Source organism: Massilia sp. CFBP9012 (assembly GCF_034045115.1).
GTDB lineage: Bacteria > Pseudomonadota > Gammaproteobacteria > Burkholderiales > Burkholderiaceae_D > Telluria.
The window spans coordinates 30663-48687 of the sequence record NZ_JAXCWM010000004.1 but is presented as its reverse complement, the minus strand read 5'-3'; the positions used below and the strand labels follow the sequence as shown (position 1 = coordinate 48687).

Annotated in this window: 15 protein-coding genes; all 15 read right to left on the bottom strand. The window is 66.4% G+C overall.

The window, feature by feature from the left end:
* Positions 1-50: 50 nt before the first annotated feature.
* Positions 51-2033 carry a type VI secretion system Vgr family protein gene (locus tag SOM61_RS07350; protein ID WP_320473469.1) on the bottom strand — a complete coding sequence of 661 codons (1983 nt, stop codon included), beginning with the start codon at positions 2031-2033 and terminating at the stop codon, positions 51-53.
* 159 nt (positions 2034-2192) lie between these two features.
* Positions 2193-3152 carry a hypothetical protein gene (locus tag SOM61_RS07345; RefSeq protein WP_320473468.1) on the bottom strand — a complete coding sequence of 320 codons (960 nt, stop codon included), beginning with the start codon at positions 3150-3152 and terminating at the stop codon, positions 2193-2195.
* A gap of 162 nt (positions 3153-3314) precedes the next feature.
* A complete protein-coding gene (locus SOM61_RS07340) occupies positions 3315-4487 on the bottom strand; it encodes a hypothetical protein (protein ID WP_320473467.1) in 1173 nt (390 codons plus the stop codon).
* A gap of 66 nt (positions 4488-4553) precedes the next feature.
* Positions 4554-5717 carry a hypothetical protein gene (locus SOM61_RS07335; RefSeq protein WP_320473466.1) on the bottom strand — a complete coding sequence of 388 codons (1164 nt, stop codon included), beginning with the start codon at positions 5715-5717 and terminating at the stop codon, positions 4554-4556.
* Between the two features lie 3 nt (positions 5718-5720).
* The gene (gene tssH / locus SOM61_RS07330; protein ID WP_320473465.1) at positions 5721-8474 is read right to left on the bottom strand and encodes a type VI secretion system ATPase TssH; all 2754 of its coding nucleotides are present in this window, start codon (positions 8472-8474) and stop codon (positions 5721-5723) included.
* A gap of 19 nt (positions 8475-8493) precedes the next feature.
* A complete protein-coding gene (gene tssG, locus SOM61_RS07325; protein ID WP_320473464.1) occupies positions 8494-9510 on the bottom strand; it encodes a type VI secretion system baseplate subunit TssG in 1017 nt (338 codons plus the stop codon).
* Positions 9495-11381 (bottom strand): type VI secretion system baseplate subunit TssF, encoded by a 1887-nt coding sequence (tssF, locus tag SOM61_RS07320; protein WP_320473463.1) that lies wholly within the window; start codon positions 11379-11381, stop codon positions 9495-9497. Before tssF ends, tssG begins: the two co-directional genes overlap by 16 nt.
* Positions 11378-11884: a type VI secretion system baseplate subunit TssE gene (tssE, locus tag SOM61_RS07315; protein ID WP_109344718.1), complete on the bottom strand. Its 507-nt coding sequence runs from the start codon at positions 11882-11884 to the stop codon at positions 11378-11380. The genes tssF and tssE overlap by 4 nt, the downstream gene beginning before the upstream one ends.
* 6 nt (positions 11885-11890) lie before the next feature.
* Positions 11891-12382, bottom strand: coding sequence for an Hcp family type VI secretion system effector (locus tag SOM61_RS07310; protein WP_109344719.1), 492 nt, complete (start codon positions 12380-12382; stop codon positions 11891-11893).
* A 110-nt stretch (positions 12383-12492) separates the two neighbouring features.
* The gene (gene tssC, locus SOM61_RS07305) at positions 12493-13998 is read right to left on the bottom strand and encodes a type VI secretion system contractile sheath large subunit (RefSeq protein ID WP_320473462.1); all 1506 of its coding nucleotides are present in this window, start codon (positions 13996-13998) and stop codon (positions 12493-12495) included.
* A 3-nt stretch (positions 13999-14001) separates the two neighbouring features.
* The gene (tssB, locus tag SOM61_RS07300) at positions 14002-14544 is read right to left on the bottom strand and encodes a type VI secretion system contractile sheath small subunit (RefSeq protein WP_320473461.1); all 543 of its coding nucleotides are present in this window, start codon (positions 14542-14544) and stop codon (positions 14002-14004) included.
* 95 nt (positions 14545-14639) lie between these two features.
* Positions 14640-15665: a type VI secretion system protein TssA gene (tssA, locus tag SOM61_RS07295; RefSeq protein WP_320473460.1), complete on the bottom strand. Its 1026-nt coding sequence runs from the start codon at positions 15663-15665 to the stop codon at positions 14640-14642.
* Positions 15666-15733: 68 nt separating this feature from the next.
* Entirely contained in the window at positions 15734-16594 is an 861-nt protein-coding gene (locus SOM61_RS07290) for a PP2C family protein-serine/threonine phosphatase (protein WP_320473459.1), read from the bottom strand.
* A complete protein-coding gene (locus SOM61_RS07285; protein WP_320473458.1) occupies positions 16576-17295 on the bottom strand; it encodes an anti-sigma factor in 720 nt (239 codons plus the stop codon). Before SOM61_RS07285 ends, SOM61_RS07290 begins: the two co-directional genes overlap by 19 nt.
* Complete coding sequence (locus SOM61_RS07280; protein WP_320473457.1) at positions 17292-17897, bottom strand: sigma-70 family RNA polymerase sigma factor; 606 nt, start codon at positions 17895-17897, stop codon at positions 17292-17294. The genes SOM61_RS07285 and SOM61_RS07280 overlap by 4 nt, the downstream gene beginning before the upstream one ends.
* Between the last annotated feature and the right edge of the window lie 128 nt (positions 17898-18025).

The following is an 18025-nucleotide window of genomic DNA, read 5'->3' as shown; positions in this document are numbered from 1 at the left end:
GGAATCGCGTGTTGGACGCAGGTCGCGCCGTCCTCCCGAGGAAGCGATGCTCAGCTCTTGCCGTCGTCGGCTTCGCGCGGCGCCACCGGCGGCGGCCCTGGCCGGATGGTGGCGGCCAGCACCGCCGCGTTCACCGCGGTGGATGCCGACGGCATCGGCAGTGGCATGGTCGAGCCGACGATCACCGCCGGCCCCACGCTGAGGAAGGCGGCGCCGGCCTTCAGCGTGATGTTGGCGCCGGCCTCGATGACCACGTTCATGCCGGCCTTGATGTGCACGGTCTGGCCGGCATACAGCGCCGACTTCATGCCGCCCTCGACCACCATATTCAGGGCCGCCTCCTGCGTCGCCGAGCCGCCGGTCTCTTCACGGCGGTCGCCGCCGATCTTGTAATGGCGGTCGCCGTCGACCTGCTCGATGCTGTCCTTGCCTACCCTGGTGTGGTGGTCGCCGCCGACCCAGGCCAGGGCGTCGCCCTTGATGCGTTGCTCCAGGTCGCGCGCCGCGTGCATATAGAACTGCTCGGCACCCTTCTTGTCGTCGAAGCGCAGTTCATTGAAGTTAGCGCCGCCCTTCGAGCTGTTCGACTTGATGGTCGACCTGGTCTGTTTTGCGGGCAGCGCGTGCGGCGGCATGGCGTCGCCGTTGTACACGCAACCCGTCACCAGGGGCCGGTCAGGGTCGCCCTCGAGGAAGCTGACCACGACCTCCATGCCGACGCGCGGCACGAACATCATGCCCCAGCCCTTGCCGGCCCAACCCTGCTGCACGCGCACCCAGCACGAGCTGGTCTCGTCCGACGCGCCGTCGCGGTCCCAGTGGAACTGCACCTTGATGCGGCCATACTGGTCGGTCCAGATTTCTTCGCCGCTTTTGCCCACCACCATGGCGGTTTGCGGCCCCTGCATCACGGGCTTCTTGGCGCCGGCCGGGGCGCGGTAGGCGTGCTCCTTGCCGATCGCCTCGAACACGCAGCGGAAATCCATGCCTTCGTTCGACCCATCGGTGCGGTAGTCGTTGCCGGTGACTTCGGTTTGTGCGCCCGTAATCAGGAAGGCGCGGTTCTGGTCGCTGCGCGGATGCTCGGCCAGCGTGAACAGCGCGCCGGCCGTCAGTCCGCGCGCATTGCCGGCGGCCTCGATGCGCTCGCCCTGGCCGTGCAGCGCCTCGATGCGCGCGCGTGCAAAGCCATTGCCGGTGCCGGCGGCGACGTAGCGACCGGGATAATCGTAGTGCTCGTAGCGCCGCTGGTCGAACGGCGCCGGAATGGTCGCCTTGACCATCAGCGCGCCGCTGGTGCTGGCCGAGGCTTTTTCGAAATCGAAGTCGTTGAGCGTGACGACGCTGGGCTGGATCTCGCCGCCGGGAGCGAAGCGGGTCACGGTCTCCTTGAGCGGATCGCGCCCCTCCTCTTCGTCACGAAACAGGATGGTTTCGTAGCCGCCCACGGTCTGGTGCGCGCCATAGCCGTCGGCCAGCACCAGTGTATGCGCGCCATCCCGGTGCGCGAAGTAGAAATAGATGCCTTCTTCTTCCAGCAGGCGGCAGACGAAATTGAAGTCGCTTTCCCGGTACTGCACGCAGTAGGTGCGCGGCGCCGGTGTGGATGACAGCAGCCCGTCTTTCAGCGAGACCAGCCCGCCGTACTCGGCCACCACCGCCTTGACGATCTCGAGCGCACTCTTGTCCTGGAAGATGCGGCAATTGGTGGCGCGCGTGAGCAGCCACAGGGCCGGATGCACGACCGCCTGGTAGGACGGCTTGTCGTCGCGCCAGCCCTGGTAGGAGAACTGGGTGACGATGCCGTGGAAGTGGCGCTGCCCCCCTTCGGCCAGGTCGACGCTGACTGTCAGGTCGGTGCCGAGGACGTCGGCGATGCGGATGTCGCCGCGCTCCGAGGCGAGCTCGATCCGAAACTCCGACAGCCGGCCCAGCGCTTCGCTGCAGTGCATACGCTTGAACAGGAGGACGTCGGCGCCGAGGACGGTCTTGACGGAGACCTCGCGTTGGGTTTGGGTGGGCAGGATGGACATGGGTTGCGGCTGGGTGTCGAGATTCTTCGCTTCGTGGTGCGGACAAGTTTTCTGGCTCGCGCAACTCAAGCGCGATCTAGACAAATACGCGGTTCGGCACGCGATGGATGCACCGAACCCTGGACAATTCCTGCACCGCGCAAGGACGGCGCAACCGCATTAGCTGGCCGGCTTTGTATAGACGGCTTCCTCGCAGAACAGGCGATAGTTGTCGGCATTCTTCGTCGCCAGCGTCGGCTCCACCTGACCGAGCGTCGCACAGGCCAGGGTGCCGTACCCGACCTTGCGTTCTTTCTCCTTTTTCGGCAGCGCCTTCCCCGAATGCTGGTAGACGGTATCGGGAAGCATGACGTCGAGCGTTTTTCCAAGACGGTGCGACAACTCATGAACGACTGCGCCACCGCGCGTGACGTCCATCCTGCTCACCGACGCATCATGCACACGCACCATGCACTTGCGCGTATTCTCATTGAAGAACATGGCGCCGAAGCCGATCGACTGGTGCGTAGCTCCCTGCGGAGCCGACCACCCCCATTCCGCCGACATACGGACTTCGCTGGCCATCTGATCGCCTGCAAACTCACGAAGGCGGGTTGTCCAGGCACCGGCAGCACCAGCGCCGATTCCCTCGTAACAGATGCCAACGAGGGTAGAATTGGCGTTGGTCAGTATCGTACGCAAGCGCTCCGCCACGATACCGGCCTGGCCGACCCCGAACCACCGCTCGACGAGCGTACGCGATGCCCCCGCGCGCTGCTGCGCGATCATCGCCGTACGCAGCCCGCAACGCATGGCTTCCATGGCTTCGCGCCAGGCCGCCATGGTCCATGCGCGCTCGTTCGAGGATGCGAAAGCCCAGAAGCTTGGCCGGAGAAAGACCCCTCTTGAGGGTTGTGCGGGTGCGTTGAACGTCATGACGAATTCCCGGCACGCCTGCTCATCGAAGCTCGCGCTCGCATTTGCCCCGCTCAGTCTTTGCAACAACTCGACCGCGCGGCGCCAGTCGGCAATCTCGGGTCGCTGGGCGCCTCCGCCATACGTCTCCACCTTGCGCATGCTGAACGCCAACAGCCCATAGTCGAGACGCAGATTGAGCGCAAAGATCTCCGGCTCGCGCATGACGGTGAGCCGGCACGCAGCCCAGTCTGCCGTTTCGCACGATAGACGACTGATCGTCGCCAAGGCCCGGCCTATGTATCGATATCCCAATCCAAAACTCCTTGTATTGGCCATCGGCGCGTGCCGATGCTGTGCCTGAAGCACGATCTGGGTGCCCGCATCTCAGAATCGGGGAAAGGACTTGGGCACGCTACGCATGCCGCGCGCCAGTTCGTAGCGCCGCCAGGCTTCCTGGTTCGAGACGACTGGATCTCCCCTGTAGTCATTCATGCGCCAGTCGCCGTCCCAGGGTGCGGTGACTCGCCGGCCATTGACGTAAAACTTGACGACGTTTGAAAGGGGGAACTCCGTACTTTTCCAATAGCGGTGACAAAACACCAGCTCCGATGTCGTGATCGCGAGGAACTCGCTGTCGCCGGCGAGCGGTTGCTTCATCGCCACCCTCCCAAGATCCCCGAGGCGATCGAGCACAAAATGGACCTTGGCATTGACTGCTGTATATCCAGACAAAGACGCCACCATGGCGATGCCACCCTTGCACGCCCGGCGCACGCTCTTGACCATGCGCGCATGCGCCCATAGATGCTGTTCGATACGCCTGTCCCTCGGATTGTCTATCTCGTTCATTCGCTGGACCCGATCCGCCGATACCTGCCTGTCCTTCCTCAGTCTTGCCGTGTCCATCTCGAGCGCGGTCACAGGATTCAGTCGCGATGCCATCAAGCTCGTGACATGCGCCTGTCGGGTGCCCTGAAGGATCGGCGGGCGGTGGGGCGCGAGCACACCGGGATTGGCGATGCTGTCCTGGATGACTGTCTCCGCCCGCGCCGCGGTCGTTCCCAGGACACCTCTGCCGTTCCACTGCCGGCCAAACGCCGCGCCATTACCGATCTTCGCGGTGTTATTGAGATCGTCGCAGATGCGTGCGCCCTGCCCGACATATGGCGCCCCTCCGCGCGCCAGGGCGGCGCCATAAAGCAGATCCATGAAATCGCCAGGCAGCATTTGCGCATACTCCTGTGCGAACGTAGTACCGAAGTCAGCCGCCGGATCGAGCACCGCCTCGATATCGCCGCCCGGTATGAGGTCCGGATAGTGGAAGGCAATATAGTCGATCACTTTCCGGTACTTCTGGCGCTTTTCGGGCGAGATGCGCGCGATCGACTGGATCACCTCGCGCGGCCGCACCGCAGTGCCGGCGACCACGTCGCGCAAGGGCTGCAGCTCGCTGGTGAAGACGCGATTACCGAATACCGCGCCCGCATCGCGCGCCAGGCGATCGAACTCCTCCATGGAAAAACGGAGCTCTGCGCCCCCGATATTCAAGCGTGCCATCGTGTGAGTTCCTGTTAGTGAATTGGACGCAGCGGCCTGCGCATCGACGATCGATTCCGCCAGGCCTCATGGGCCCATCACCGTCGGCCAATGCGGCACGCCGGGGGCCGTCAGCTTGGGCGGGCTCGTTGTCAGGACCGGGGTGGCATCGCCCGGCTCCTTGCCGTGCGCATGGTAAATGGCCGACGCCCGGAAATATTTCTGGTTGGCCCTGATATCCGCAGCGGCGAGCGCGTTGTTCAGCACCACGCCTTGATATTCCAGGAAGCTGAGCACACGGTAGAACTCGTTTCTTCCACTTTTGTAATGCCCGGTCTTGCTGGTGATGTAGCGCAGCCTCCCAGCAATGCAACACAGTTCGCCACCGCATTGCACGGGGCCTCCGGCGAAGAAGCTGGAATGATGAAACATGTTCACGATATGGGAATTGGCATACAGGCGATTGTCGAAACCGAGCACAAAGATCGCCCACCCGTGTCCGGAAAAAGCCGTCTCGCGACTGCTGGTGTCGAACAGATTGCCGCTGGCGTCATGGATCCGACCGTTCTGGATCGTCAGGGCATACGATTCCCGTTGCGTTTCATCGCAATACGTCACGCCATGCCTCAACGCATCGACATTCGCACTGTTGCCGCCGCCAAGATACATCCCGGTCGGGTCATCTTCCATATTGATCAGGAAGACACGGTCCACGAACGCGCCGATGCTGAGCAATCCGCCGTGGGCACGGTAGACCTGGTACCGTAGCTCCGCCGTCCCGGCAATCGTCGGCCCCCAATGCCTGGCCTGCATTTCGCGTGCATAGTGGCTATCGAGGCTGTTGCCGATCCTGGGTACGTCGCGTGCGCCAGCGCCATGGCGTTGCAGTAGTTCTCGTCCAAACGCCAACTGCGGCACAGGAATAGTCGCGACTGCGTCGCCAGAAGACGATTGCTCGTTCCTGAACAAGTCATTGGTAATCTGGACGAACACTGGCTTTGTGCTATCGAGGACAGAGAGGATTGTCGCCTGACTGGCACGTTCCCGGCGAGCATTCGCGGTCAACCAGGAGATGCATCCGCGTCTCAGGCGTCTTACTGCGTCGAGCTTTGCGGGCAGGTCATGCGCTGCATTCTGTACTGCCCGAAGTGCACCCTTGATTTCTTGAAAATCCGACTTTGTCTTGAAGATGCGCCCGACTCCACTTCGTCCAGTCAGCGAATCGAATTGCGCGACGGTAGGTATATTCATGTTTTACTCACTGATTGAAGCCGCCGGGCCATCGTTCGACGCTTGCGGCTGATTCACTGCAAGCCGGGGACGCGCACCGCCATCGACGACATACGAGAACTCGCCGTTGCAGACATCGATGCGCACACCGCCGATCGTACAGTCCTGGATCATCGACGAGAGGAATACACTCGACATATCCGGCAGCATCGTATTGGTCAGGATCGCGTCGATCATGCGTCCACCGGACTCGCTCTCGGTACAGCGCGACACCACCAGCTCGACCACATCGTCGCCATATGCGAACGGAATCCTGTAGCGGGCCTCGATCCGCCCCTTGATACGCTCCAGTTGCAGCCGCACGATCTGCCCCAGCATCGCATCCGTCAGCGGGTAATACGGAATCGTCACCAGCCGCCCCAGCAGCGCCGGCGGAAACACCTCCAGCAGCGGCTTGCGCAGGGCGCCAGCCATGCTGTCGGGATCCGGCACTTGCTCCGGCGTGCTGCACAGGCGCGAGATCAATTCGGTGCCGGTATTGGTGGTCAGGATGATGAGCGTGTTCTTGAAGTCGATGAACCGCCCTTCCCCATCTTCCATATAACCCTTGTCGAACACCTGGAAGAACATCTCGTGCACGTCGGGATGCGCTTTCTCCACTTCGTCGAGCAGCACCACCGAATAGGGACGGCGGCGCACAGCCTCGGTCAGCACCCCGCCTTCGCCGTAGCCGACATAACCCGGCGGCGCGCCTTTCAGGGTCGATACCGTGTGCGCTTCCTGGAACTCGCTCATATTGATCGTGATGAGGTTCTGCTCGCCTCCATACAGCGCTTCGGCCAGCGCCAGCGCGGTCTCGGTCTTGCCCACGCCCGAGGTGCCGGCCAGCAGGAACACGCCCACCGGCTTGTTCGGGTTGTCCAGGCCCGCGCGCGCGGTCTGGATGCGGCGCGCGATCATCTCCATCGCATGGTCCTGGCCGATCACGCGCCGGGCCAGGATGGGGCCGATGTTCAGGATCGTCTCCATCTCGTTGCGCGCCATGCGGCCGACCGGGATGCCGGTCCAGTCGCCGACCACCGCCGCCACTGCCTGGTAGTCGACCGTCGGCAGGATGAGCGGCGTCTCGCCCTGGAGTTCGGCCAACTGCGCCTGCACCACGCTCAGCCGCTTTTTCAACAGGCTGCGCCGCTCTTCGTCCTGCGCCACGACATTGCCGTCGACCGGCAAGGCGCCATCGCGCAGCCGGGCGCGCAGCGCCAGCAGCTCGTCGACCAGTTCGCGTTCCCCGGCCCAGCGCCGCTCGAGCGCAGCCAGCCGCTCGTGCTCCTGGCCCAGCGCGACCTCGGCCTCGCGGGCACGCGCGCCGACCTCGAAGCCGATCGCGCCTTCGCGCCGGATGATGCCCATCTCGACCTCCAGCGCCTCGATGCGCTTGCGGCTGTCGTCGACTTCGGCCGGGGTGGCGTGCAGGCTCACCGCCACGCGCGCGCAGGCGGTGTCGAGCAGGCTCACGGCCTTGTCGGGCAGCTGGCGCGCCGGGATGTAGCGATGCGACAGCTTCACCGCCGCCTCCAATGCCTCGTCCAGGATCTGCACCCGGTGGTGCTGTTCCATGGTCGAGGCCACGCCGCGCATCATGCGGATCGCCCGTTCCTCGTCCGGCTCATCGACCTGGATGCTCTGGAAGCGGCGAGTCAGCGCCGGGTCTTTCTCGATGTGCTTCTTGTATTCGGCGAACGTGGTGGCGCCGATGGTGCGCAGGGTGCCGCGCGCCAGCGCGGGTTTTAGCAGGTTGGCGGCGTCGCCGGTGCCGGCCGCGCCGCCGGCGCCGACCAGGGTATGGGTCTCGTCGATGAACAGGATCACCGGCTTCTCGCTGGCCTGGACGTCGTCGATCACCGACCGCAGGCGCTGCTCGAATTCGCCCTTCATGCTGGCGCCAGCCTGCAACAGGCCGACGTCCAGCGCCAGCAGGCGCACCTCCGTCAGGCTCGGCGGCACGTCGCCGCGCGCGATGCGCTGGGCGAAGCCCTCGACCACCGCGGTCTTGCCCACGCCCGCCTCGCCGATCATGATCGGATTGTTCTGGCGGCGCCGCATGAGGATGTCGACCATCTGCCGGATCTCGTCGTCGCGCCCGACGATCGGGTCCATCGTGCCGCTCCTGGCCTGCTCGGTCAGGTCGGTCGTGAATTTCTTGAGCGCTTCCTGCCTGCCCATCTGGGCCGGGGCGAGCGCGCCCGATGCTTCGCCCGGGGCGCCGGATGCCTCGAAGCCGTCGCTGGCGCCCAGATTCGCTTCGGGCGACTCCGTCAACAGCGACGCGAAGCGCTCGGACAGGTCGTCGGCCTTGATGCGTTCGAACTGGCGGCTGACCGCGTATAGCGCGTTGCGCAGGTTCGCGGTCTTGAGCATGCCGAACAGCAGGTGGCCGCTGCGCACCTGGGATTCGCCGAACATCAGGGTGGCATACACCCAGGCCCGCTCGACGGTCTCTTCCAGCTGCGACGACAGGTCGGTGACCGACGTCGCGCCGCGCGGCAGGCGGTCGAGCGCGGCCGTCAGGTCGCGCGCCAGCACGGCGGCATCGAGTTCATAGTGGCGCACCAGGCGGTGCACGTCGGAATCCTGCAACTGCAGGATCTGGTGCAGCCAGTGCACCATCTCGACGTAGGGATTGGCGCGCAGTTTGCAGAACACCGTGCTGCCTTCGATCGCGCGGTAGCACAGGGCATTGAGTTTTCCAAACAGCGCGACACGGCTGATTTCGGCCATATTCGTTTCTTTCGCAAGGTCAGCCCGCGTGGGCCGGATTGATCAATAGCTGGCGGGCGTCGCGCTCGGCCGGGCCGCTGGCGAGCCAGGTGCTCCAGCCGAGCTGCCTGCCGCCCAGCGCAAGCCGCGGTACTTCTTCACGCCTGAGCACCAGGCGCAGGTCCCAGTCGAGCGCCAGGCCGGCATAGCTGTGTACCCAGTCGACCAGGCGGCGCAGGCTGGCGCCGCCCGGCAGCATGCGCTGGTAGCCGGCGTAATCGAGCGGCCCGATCACCAGGCGGAACTTGTGCTGGCGGTCCCAGACCCGGGTGCCGAGCACCGTGGACGCGCCGAGGCGGTTGCCGCGCTCGCGCGCGCCCATGCGACTCTGGACCTCGGACGGGATCGGCATCCAGTGGCCGACGAATTGCTCGAGTTCGACCGGCGCCCCGAAGTAGGCCCGCAGGATTGCCACCAGCCCCGAGGCCGGGCGGCGCCCATTGGCCATCAGGCCGGCGAAGTGCAGCTTGGCGAAGTCGCCGATGTCGTCGCGCTCGCGCAGCGCCGGCGTGCCGATGCCGAACAGGCTGCCGACGTAGTCGCCGAAACGGTCGCCGTCTGGCCGGTCCAGGCTGATTGCCGGATCGGCGCTGGCGCGGGCGCGGTAGAACAGCGACACCATCCGGTGGTGGAACACGTCCAGGAACGCGACCAGGGTGGGGTCGCCGTGGTTGCGCATGCGCTCGCGGGCATATTCCGTGATGTGCAGCGGCAGCGGTCCGTTGGCGCCGAGCAGGCCCATGAAGTTCACCGTCAGGCGCGGGCGCGTGCCGGCATTGCGCCCTTCCCCGGCCGGCGTCACGCCAGCCAGCGCGCCTGGCTCGAAGCCGAGCGACGGATCCTGGCCGAAGCGCACGGCGTCGTCACGTGGCCGCAGCGAGGCCCCGATGCGCGGCTGGTCCGGGTGGGCGTTCTCCAGCAGGCGCAAGGCCTGGTAGAAGTCCATGCCGGCCCCGCGCCGCTCGATACGTCGTTGCGTCTCTACAGGATCGCGCATGCGCCTCCCCGCGCCGGCCAGCGCATGATTTCACCGCGCCCATGGGTGCGCACCACGGTCTCGGTGAAGGCATTGATGGACACGTACTGGGCAAAGAAATGGCTCAGCACCGCACCCAGCACGAAGGCGCCCGCGCCCTCGAACGCGGCGTCGTCCATGGTGACCGTGATCTCCAGGCCGCGGCCAAACGCGATCGGTCCGGATCCGGGCAAGCGCCGGGTCACCCTGCGCGCCGCCACCGAGCGCACGCCCTCGACCTGGCGCAGGCTGCCCAGGTCGAGCGGATGGCAGTACAGGGCCAGCAGCTCACGCAGCGCGCCCGCACCCTGTTCCGGGTCGGTGTCGACCAGCGACAGGTAGTTGAGCGACAGCTGGTTGATCAGGCGCCAGGCCGCGCCGCCTTCCGCGAACGAGGGAAACGGCTGGCTCGGCCCGCCCAGCACCCGCACCGCCCGCACCGGACCGCCCTGCTCCAGGATGAAGTCGGTCTTGCCCACACCCAGCGGCATCGACAGCGGCAGGTCGCGATTGGTGCACCACAGGGTCAGGCCGAGCTGGCGCAGGTCGTGGCGGTACGGTGCCTCACGCGCGTCGACCAGGGAAATATAGGTCTCGCTGCCGACGTAGGACGAGCGCGGCCCGCGCTGGCGCTGGCCCGGCGACAGCACGCGCGGCTCGCGTCGGACCTGAAAATAGGCTTGGCCCGCGCCGCCCGCCCCATGTGCGCCGAGGTCATGCGCGCTATACAGCGGCCGGAACTCCTGCTCGGCCTGCGCGCCGCTGCCATGGCCCGTCACGCGCTCGACCTGGTGCACCTCGAAGTCGAGCGGGCGGGTGCGATCGGGCAGCACATGGTATTCAGCGCGTTCCTGCGTCAGGTCGATGCGGTCGGCGCGGCGCTGGAACAGGTTCACGACCGGGGTGCAGTTCAACGCGACATGGCTGGCGTCGAGCACCTGCTCCAGGCGCGTGTCGCCGTGCGCGAGCAGCACGACGATCTCGAGTTCCGCTTCGGCGCAGGCCGCAATGGCCGGGGACAGGCCGGAAAGCTCGACGAACAGGAAGCGCTGGGCGAACGCAAAATACTCCTGCAGCAGCCGATAGCCCTGGAAGTTGCGCTGGCCGCTGGGCAGCAGCGCATCGCCTTCGTCGAAGCCGCGCGGCTGCAACGCCGTCTTCGGCAGCCGCAGGTGGCCGCCCCGGCGGCTGCCCGGCATCACCAGCACACCCTCGGCCGCGCCCAGCAGCTTTTCATAGATCCGGCCCGGCAGGTCGTCGCCGCCGCGCAGGTGCAGCGCCAGGCCATCCAGGCCGAGCGCGCTGAATGGAGCGTCGTTGGTGGTGCGCAGGCGCAGGCGCAGGCCGGCGCGAACATTCGGCGGCAGGCGCGCCTCGACGCCTTCGAGGGCGCCGGCAAGGGGAAACAGGCGCGCCTCGACCAGCTCGATCGGCCACAGCGTGACCGGATGCGCGCTGCGGTATTCGCAGGCGGTGGCGTCGTCCTTGCCCAGCACGCTGCGCATGGCCGCGCCGCGCGGCAGGTGAAAGCCCGCATCGAGCGCCGGGTCAGCCGGGTCGGGCTGCAACTGCACGATCGCCATCGACGGCGTCGGCGCCAGGAAGTGCGGGTAGACCAGCTCCGACAGGTGCTGGGTAAAGCGCGGGTACTCGGCGTCGATCTTCATCTGCACCCGCGCCGCCATGAAGGCAAAACCTTCAAGCAGGCGCTCGACGTAGGGATCGGCGCACTCGAAACCCTCCAGGCCCAGGCGACCGGCGATCTTCGGATACTGGGCCGCGAACTCGCCGCCCATCTCGCGCAGGTGCTGCAGTTCCTGGCTGTAGTAGCGCAGCAGGCGTGGATTGCTCATGGTCGCAGCGCACCACGGTCGAGCAGGGTGAGCTGGCGCAGGTCCAGATCGAGCTCGGTCTTGAGGTACAGGTGTTCCGGATACGGCTGGGCCCACAGATCGGCTTCGATCTCGAACGTGATCTTGCTGATCGCCTCCGGCGCGGCCACGGCCTTGACCGACACCGAAGCGCGGATCAGGCGCGGCTCGAAGTCCCAGATAGCCTGGCGGATCGCGCGCTCGAGGTCGGCCGTGCTCATACCAGCCTGCGACACGCCGGCGATGTCCGGCAAGCCGTAGTTGAGCACCGAGCCGGCCAGGTGCGGCAGGCGCGGCATGGCGCCGCCCGCCTCCAGGTTGGTGGTGTTGAGCAGCCAGGCCAGGTCGCGCAGGACGCCCGCGCGCAGGCCGCGCTCGGACAGCACGCGGCGTTCGCGCGTCTCCACCGCCTGGTCCGGCTCGTGGTCGGTCAGGCGGTCCAGCAGCGACGGTTGCAGCCGCTCGCGCGGCGCCAGTTCGGCCATGGCGGATCAGCCTTCGGCTTTATTGCCCGCGATGTTGTAGGTGAAGGTCTTGTCGCCGGCCACCGTGCCCTTGTCATCCTGCGGGGTGTAGGCGACTTCGACCTTGGCGAAGTTGAGCGTGACGTTCTCGGTCAGGCGGTCCTCGCCGCCGCTGCCGCCGGTGGAGATCGAGGTTACCAGCACCTGTGTCATCGTAATGGTCAGATAGGTCTGCTGGCCCTTGCCGGCCTTGCGCACCGTCAGCACGGCTTTGGGGATATGCTCGCCCGTGGCCAGCGTTTTCATGAGCGCATTGGTGGCGCTGTCGATGTACTTGGTAAACGACAGGTCCTGGAAACTGGCCTTGCCGCCGCCGCCGCCGCCGCCCATATGGGTGGTGCCCGACTGGGTCATGCCCCAGCTCCAGGCCAGCACGTCCATATCGCCTTTCGCTTTGCGCTCATCGTCGATCGTTTCGCCCTTGATCGGGTCCAAATTCATGAACATATCTACAGCCATGTCGCTTCTCCTGTAATGCCGGGGCGCCTGGCCCTGGCGGGTTTGTATTGCCTGGATAGGCGCGGACTTCCGGTCCGCGCATTTGAATCAACAAAATCAGTCAAGAAAAATCAGCCGACGGACGACGGCAGCTTGGAGACCAGGCGCAGCGACACGGTCAGGCCTTCGAGCTGGTAATGCGGGCGCAGGAAGAACTGGGCGTTGTAGTAGCCCGGGTTGCCCTCGACTTCCTGCAGCATCACCTCGGCCGCGGCCAGCGGTTTCTTGGCCTTGGTCGTCTCGCTCGAGCTGGCCGGATCGCCGTCCACGTACTGCATGATCCAGCGCGTCAGCCAGCGCTCCATGTCGTCGCGCTCCTTGAACGAGCCGATCTTGTCGCGCACGATGCACTTGAGGTAGTGGGCGAAGCGGCAGGTCGCAAACAGGTAAGGCAGGCGCGCGGCGAGGTTGGCGTTGGCGGTGGCGTCCGGGTCGTCGTACTCGGCCGGCTTGTGCATCGACTGCGCGCCGATGAAGGCGGCCAGGTCGCTGTTCTTCTTGTGCACCAGCGGCATGAAGCCGTTCTTGGCCAGCTCGGCCTCGCGCCGGTCGCTGATCGCGATCTCGGTCGGGCAAGTCATGTCGACCCCGCCGTCGTCGGTCGGGAAGGTGTACACCGGCAGGTTCTCGACCGCGCCGCCCGATTCGATGCCGCGGATCCGCGAGCACCAGCCGTAGTGCTTGAACGAGCGGTTGATGTTCACCGCCATCGCATAGGCCGCATTGGCCCAGGTGAAGTCACGCGCGCCCGGCGCATCGGTGGTCTCTTCGAAATCGAATTCCTCGACCGGGTTGGTCTTGGCGCCGTAAGGCGCGCGTGCCAGGAAGCGCGGCATCGCCAGGCCGACGTAGCGCGAATCCTCGGATTCGCGGAACGAGCGCCAGGCGGCGTGTTCCGGCGTCTGGAACAGTTTGGTGAGATCGCGCGGATTGGCCAGCTCCTGCCACGAGTCCATCAGCATCACGCCCGGATCGGCCGCGCTGATCAGCGGCGCATGGGCGGCGGCCGACACCTGCGCCATCTGAGTGAGCAGCTCGACGTCGGGCGCGCTGTTGCCGAAATAGTAGTCGGCCACGAAGGCGCCATACGGCTCGCCGCCGAACTGGCCGTATTCTTCTTCGTACAGCTTCTTGAACACCGGGCTCTGGTCCCAGGCCACGCCCTTGTACTTGCGCAGCGTCTTGTGCAACTCAGTCTTGGAGACGTTCATGACGCGGATCTTGAGCATCTCGTCGGTCTCGGTATTGCTGACCAGGTGGTGCAGGCCGCGCCAGGCGCTTTCCACCGCCTGGAATTTACTGTCATGCAGGATGTGGTTGATCTGCTCGGTGAGCTTCCTGTCGATCCCGGCGATCAGGGCCTCGATCGTGGCCAGCACGTCGCCGCCGACGACCGTGGCGTCCTGCAAGGCCTGCTGGGCCAGGGTGCGCACGGCATTCTCGACCGCATAGCGCGCCTTGTCGGTGCGCGGCTTGAATTCCTGCTGCAGCAGTGTCGCGAAATCGCTTGCGGCAAGCGTGCCCTCCAGCACGGGCTGATTCTCGGACTGATTCAATTCTTGGGTTGCATTGGCCATCGTTTATCCTTGTGGCTGTTGGTCGGCGTCGGCTGCCGGCGCGCCGGCGTCTTCCGGCTTGGGTGCGGCCGACAGCGCCTGCATCAGGGCCGGATCGCCCATCAGTTTCGCCATCAGATCTTCGGCGCCGGTCTTGCCGTCCATATAGGTCATCAGGTTGACCAGCTGGCTGCGCGCTTCCAGCATGGTGCGCAACGAATCGACCTTGCGCGCGATCGCGCCGGGCGTGAAATCTTCCAGGCTCTCGAAGGTCATCTCGATCGCGATATTGCCCTCGCCAGTGAGCGTGTTGGGCACCGTCGTCACCACGCGCGGCTTCATCGACTTGAGGCGGTCATCGAAGTTGTCGATGTCGATTTCCAGGAATTTGCGCTCGGCCACCGGCGGCAGCGCCTCGGCCGGCGTGCCCGACAGGTCGGAGAACACGCCCATCACGAAGGGCAGTTGCACCTTCTTTTCGGCGCCATAGACTTCGACGTCATACTCGATCTGCACCCGCGGCGCACGGTTGCGTGCGATGAACTTCTGACTGCTTTCTTTAGCCACGATAAGACTCCATTTTCAAAGGTGGGATATTCCCGGCGGCGCCGCAGCGCCGGTTGATCGGGATGGCCGCATCGCCTGGATGCGGCCCCGCTGTTCTATGAATCGCGCCGGACGCCGCTGATCTGCGTCAGCTGGTTGAGTCCATCCGGGGCGAGCTCCTCCAGCAATTCAACAAAATTCATGTCGACCAGTCCCCTGGCCCGCTGCAGCAGCAAGGGCACGGGGCTCGACGGTTCGGCGCGCGCATACCAGGCGCACAGGCGGTCCAGCAGCCGGACCACATCGGCGCGGTCCGCGATCTCGCCTTCGCGCTGCGCCGGCATACCGCCCCCATCGACCGCCTCGGCCTGCCCCTGCAGGTCGGCCATGACGGTGGTGACAATCAGGTGCGGACGCACCTGCGCGGCCGCGCGCGACAGCATGGCCGCGAGAGGTGTCAGGTCGATGCCCGCACCGGCCCCCAGGTGCTGCGCCAGCGTCGCTTCGATGGCTTGCACACTGGCGTACGCCGTGTCGAGCGCCGCGCAGGTAGTGGCGAGTTGGTCTTGTGGCGCCGCGCCGAAGGCGGCCAGGATCGTTGCCGGGGCCACTCCGGAGGCGCCGCCCGCGCCATCGTGCTCGCCGGCCTCGCTATCGCGCAGGCTGAAGGCGCCGATGGCGCGCACCTCGACCAGCGGCATGTCGCGCAGCTGGCGCAGCATGCCGCCAGATTCCACCAGCGCCGCCAATGTGTTCAGGCGAAGGGTCGGATCGTTGTCGTCGTCCGCGTCGAGCTGCGGATGCAGGTGCTCCCATTGCGTGGCCAGCAGCGCCGCCAGCAGCGACAGTCCTGCGGCGAGCCCGGGTGCGCCGTCCTGCCCGAGCAGCGCGCGCGTCAGGCCGACGACCACGCGCAGGTCGCGCGTGCGCCCCATCAGCTCGAGCGCCAGCGCACGCGCCGTCTTCCAGTCCGGTCCCGTGGCCGGCGTGATCGTGCTGCCGTACTGAACTTCGGGCTTGCCGTTCAGCGCTGCCTCGAGCGCCAGGAATTGCGGGTCGTATTCCAGGTTCTCGCCGCAAGGCAGCAAGTCGTCGAGTGGCGCGGCAAGGTCCGCGAGAGAGGTCGATAGCAGGTCGTTCATGGCGCTTCCATTGATTGGAACGAGGCGGGAGCTGTCATCACGCTCCCGCGCTCGTCGTTCAGGAAGACTTACGCAAGGCCGGACGCACTGGACGCGGACAGGTCCGCCTTTTTTTCTTCGATGGCCGGCGCGACGGCGAAGCGCGCCAGCAGCACCGTGACGTTGTCGCGGCTGGCGTGGCGCCGGCTCAGGCCAAGCAGGCCGGCGCAGGCTGCGTGCAGCGCATCTTCGCGGCGCAGAAGCGCCGCGATCTCGGCATGCGGCACCCAGCCATGCAGGCCGTCGCTGCACAGCAGCAGCAGGTCGCCGGCGCGAACCTCGTGGTAATCGAAGTCGGGGGCGACGGCGGGCGCCGGACCGATCGCCTGCAGCAGCAGGTTACGCGGCGGCAGTTCGCCGGGCGCGCCCGATTCCAGCGCCAGCTGGTAGGCGGTCTGGTCGCGCGTCAGCTGGACCAGCGTGCCGTCGCGATAGCGGTACAAGCGGCTGTCGCCCACATGGAACGAGAGCACGGCGCCCAGCGCCGGCAGGAACTGCAGGCCGGTCAGGGTGCTGCCCATGCCGTCGCCGTCGGCATGGCCGCGGGCGCGGTTTTCTTCGTACAGCAGCGCATTGGCGCAATCGACCGCGCGCCGCAGGCGCACGGTGCCGTTCCAGCGCAGGTCGAGGTCGGTGGCGTCGGGATCGCCCTCCTCTCCCGTCGTCGCCGAGCGCTCGTGACCCTCGGCGAGGCTGGCGGCCAGCGCCGCCAGCGCGCCGCTGCTGGCGACCTCGCCCGCCATATGGCCACCCATGCCATCGGCCACGGCGACCAGGCCGAGGGCGTCGTCGACCACGAAGCGGTCTTCGTTACGCGTGCGCACCTCGCCGGCCTCGCTCATGCCGCAGGCCTGCATCGCCAGGCGCGTGTTCACCAGAACCTGACGCATGGGCCGCTCAATACATAAGGGCCGGTGGGCTGCGCCGCCGCGGGGTCTTCCTCGAAGCTCACCGCCAGCCGCGCTATGCCGGCAAACACGTCCTCGGCCGGCCCGCCGAGCGGAATCGGCGCGCTGGCCCCGACCGCGACGTTCGCGATCGGCACCGGCGCGCCGTGCGCGGGCAGCGCCCACAGGCGCGCCACCCGCCCCGGCGGGATCGCCAGCGGCGCCAGCAGCCTGATGGTCATCGTCTCGCCGTGCCGGTGCGAACCCACGGTCAGGCGGCTCTTGCCGCCCTCGTCCTGCAGGATGCCGACGTAGCTGGCGGGCAGCGCCGCCGACATATGGTGCATGCCGAACATGTGCGCGTTGTGCGAGACGAAGGCGGTGGCCACCACGGCGCCGAGGGCGAAGCCGAGCACGGGCCGGAACCACTTGCGCAGCCGGTCCAGGATCCGCGGCGCCGGTTGCGCATCGCCATCGGGCTGGATGTGTCCCGAGATCCGCGTCCACAAGGCCGGTGGCGGCGCCACGGCGGGGATGCTGCCGTACAGCGGCGCCAGGCGGTTGTGCCAGTCGGCCACCGCGCGCTGGACCACGGTCGACTGGCCCTGCAGGCGTGTGAAACGGCGCCGCGCGCCCGCGCCCATGGTCCCCAGCACATAGGCGCCGGCCAGCTTGTCCAGCAATTCGGGCCGTTCGTAGTTCACGACGCCCTCCCGGTCGCGGGCTGCTGCTGCGCTTCGATGCATTTCCTGAGCCGCTCGAGTCCGCGCCGCACCCAGGCCTTGGCCGTCCCCAGCGGCACCCGCAGGTGTTCGGCCAGTTCGGAATGCGACAGGCCGTCGTAGAAGGCCAGCGCCAGCGACTGGCGCTGCGGCGCGTCCAGCAGCGCCACGCAGCGCTTCAGGACCATCGCCTCGGTGGCGGCGCTGAACAGCTCGTGCGGATCGGCGTGTTCGGCGATCGCCTCGACCTGCCCTTCCGCGCCCGCATCGACAGAGTCGGTACTTTCCGTCTCGCGCTTGAACTTGCGCAGGTGGTCGAGCGCCTTGTTGCGCACCACGCTGATCAGCCAGGTCATGGGAGAAGACAGGGTGGCCGCGTAGGTGCCGGCCTGCTGCCAGACGTTGATATAGGCTTCCTGCAGGATTTCCTCGGCGGTGGCCGCGGTGCGCAGGTAGCGCAGGGAGACCCCGTACAGATGAGAGCTGGTCAGGTCGTAGAGTTCCTTGAACGCCTGCTGGTCGCGCAGCGCGACGCGGGCGAGCAGGTTGACCAGGCGCTGGTTTTCCGGTGTGTGGTTGAGCATGTGCTTGCTTGGGTAAGGGATCGGTTGGCGGTCGCCTCCAGCGCGCCGGGCCATCGGCCCGGCGGTTTGACGTCGGCATGCGTCTAGCTACGTAGGAATCGCGCGCCTGGATGCGCAGTTCGACTTGT

Coding starts and splice junctions, on each gene's coding strand:
- tssE (WP_109344718.1), bottom strand. CDS start 11,884: ATGGCCGAACTGGCGCCGCGCGAGCGGCTGCAACCGTCGCTGCTGGAC.
- SOM61_RS07340 (WP_320473467.1), bottom strand. CDS start 4,487: ATGGCACGCTTGAATATCGGGGGCGCAGAGCTCCGTTTTTCCATGGAG.
- tssG (WP_320473464.1), bottom strand. CDS start 9,510: ATGCGCGATCCTGTAGAGACGCAACGACGTATCGAGCGGCGCGGGGCC.
- SOM61_RS07335 (WP_320473466.1), bottom strand. CDS start 5,717: ATGAATATACCTACCGTCGCGCAATTCGATTCGCTGACTGGACGAAGT.
- SOM61_RS07310 (WP_109344719.1), bottom strand. CDS start 12,382: ATGGCTGTAGATATGTTCATGAATTTGGACCCGATCAAGGGCGAAACG.
- SOM61_RS07280 (WP_320473457.1), bottom strand. CDS start 17,897: ATGCTCAACCACACACCGGAAAACCAGCGCCTGGTCAACCTGCTCGCC.
- SOM61_RS07350 (WP_320473469.1), bottom strand. CDS start 2,033: ATGTCCATCCTGCCCACCCAAACCCAACGCGAGGTCTCCGTCAAGACC.
- tssH (WP_320473465.1), bottom strand. CDS start 8,474: ATGGCCGAAATCAGCCGTGTCGCGCTGTTTGGAAAACTCAATGCCCTG.
- SOM61_RS07345 (WP_320473468.1), bottom strand. CDS start 3,152: ATGCGCGAGCCGGAGATCTTTGCGCTCAATCTGCGTCTCGACTATGGG.
- tssC (WP_320473462.1), bottom strand. CDS start 13,998: ATGGCCAATGCAACCCAAGAATTGAATCAGTCCGAGAATCAGCCCGTG.
- SOM61_RS07290 (WP_320473459.1), bottom strand. CDS start 16,594: ATGCGTCAGGTTCTGGTGAACACGCGCCTGGCGATGCAGGCCTGCGGC.
- tssF (WP_320473463.1), bottom strand. CDS start 11,381: ATGAGCAATCCACGCCTGCTGCGCTACTACAGCCAGGAACTGCAGCAC.
- tssA (WP_320473460.1), bottom strand. CDS start 15,665: ATGAACGACCTGCTATCGACCTCTCTCGCGGACCTTGCCGCGCCACTC.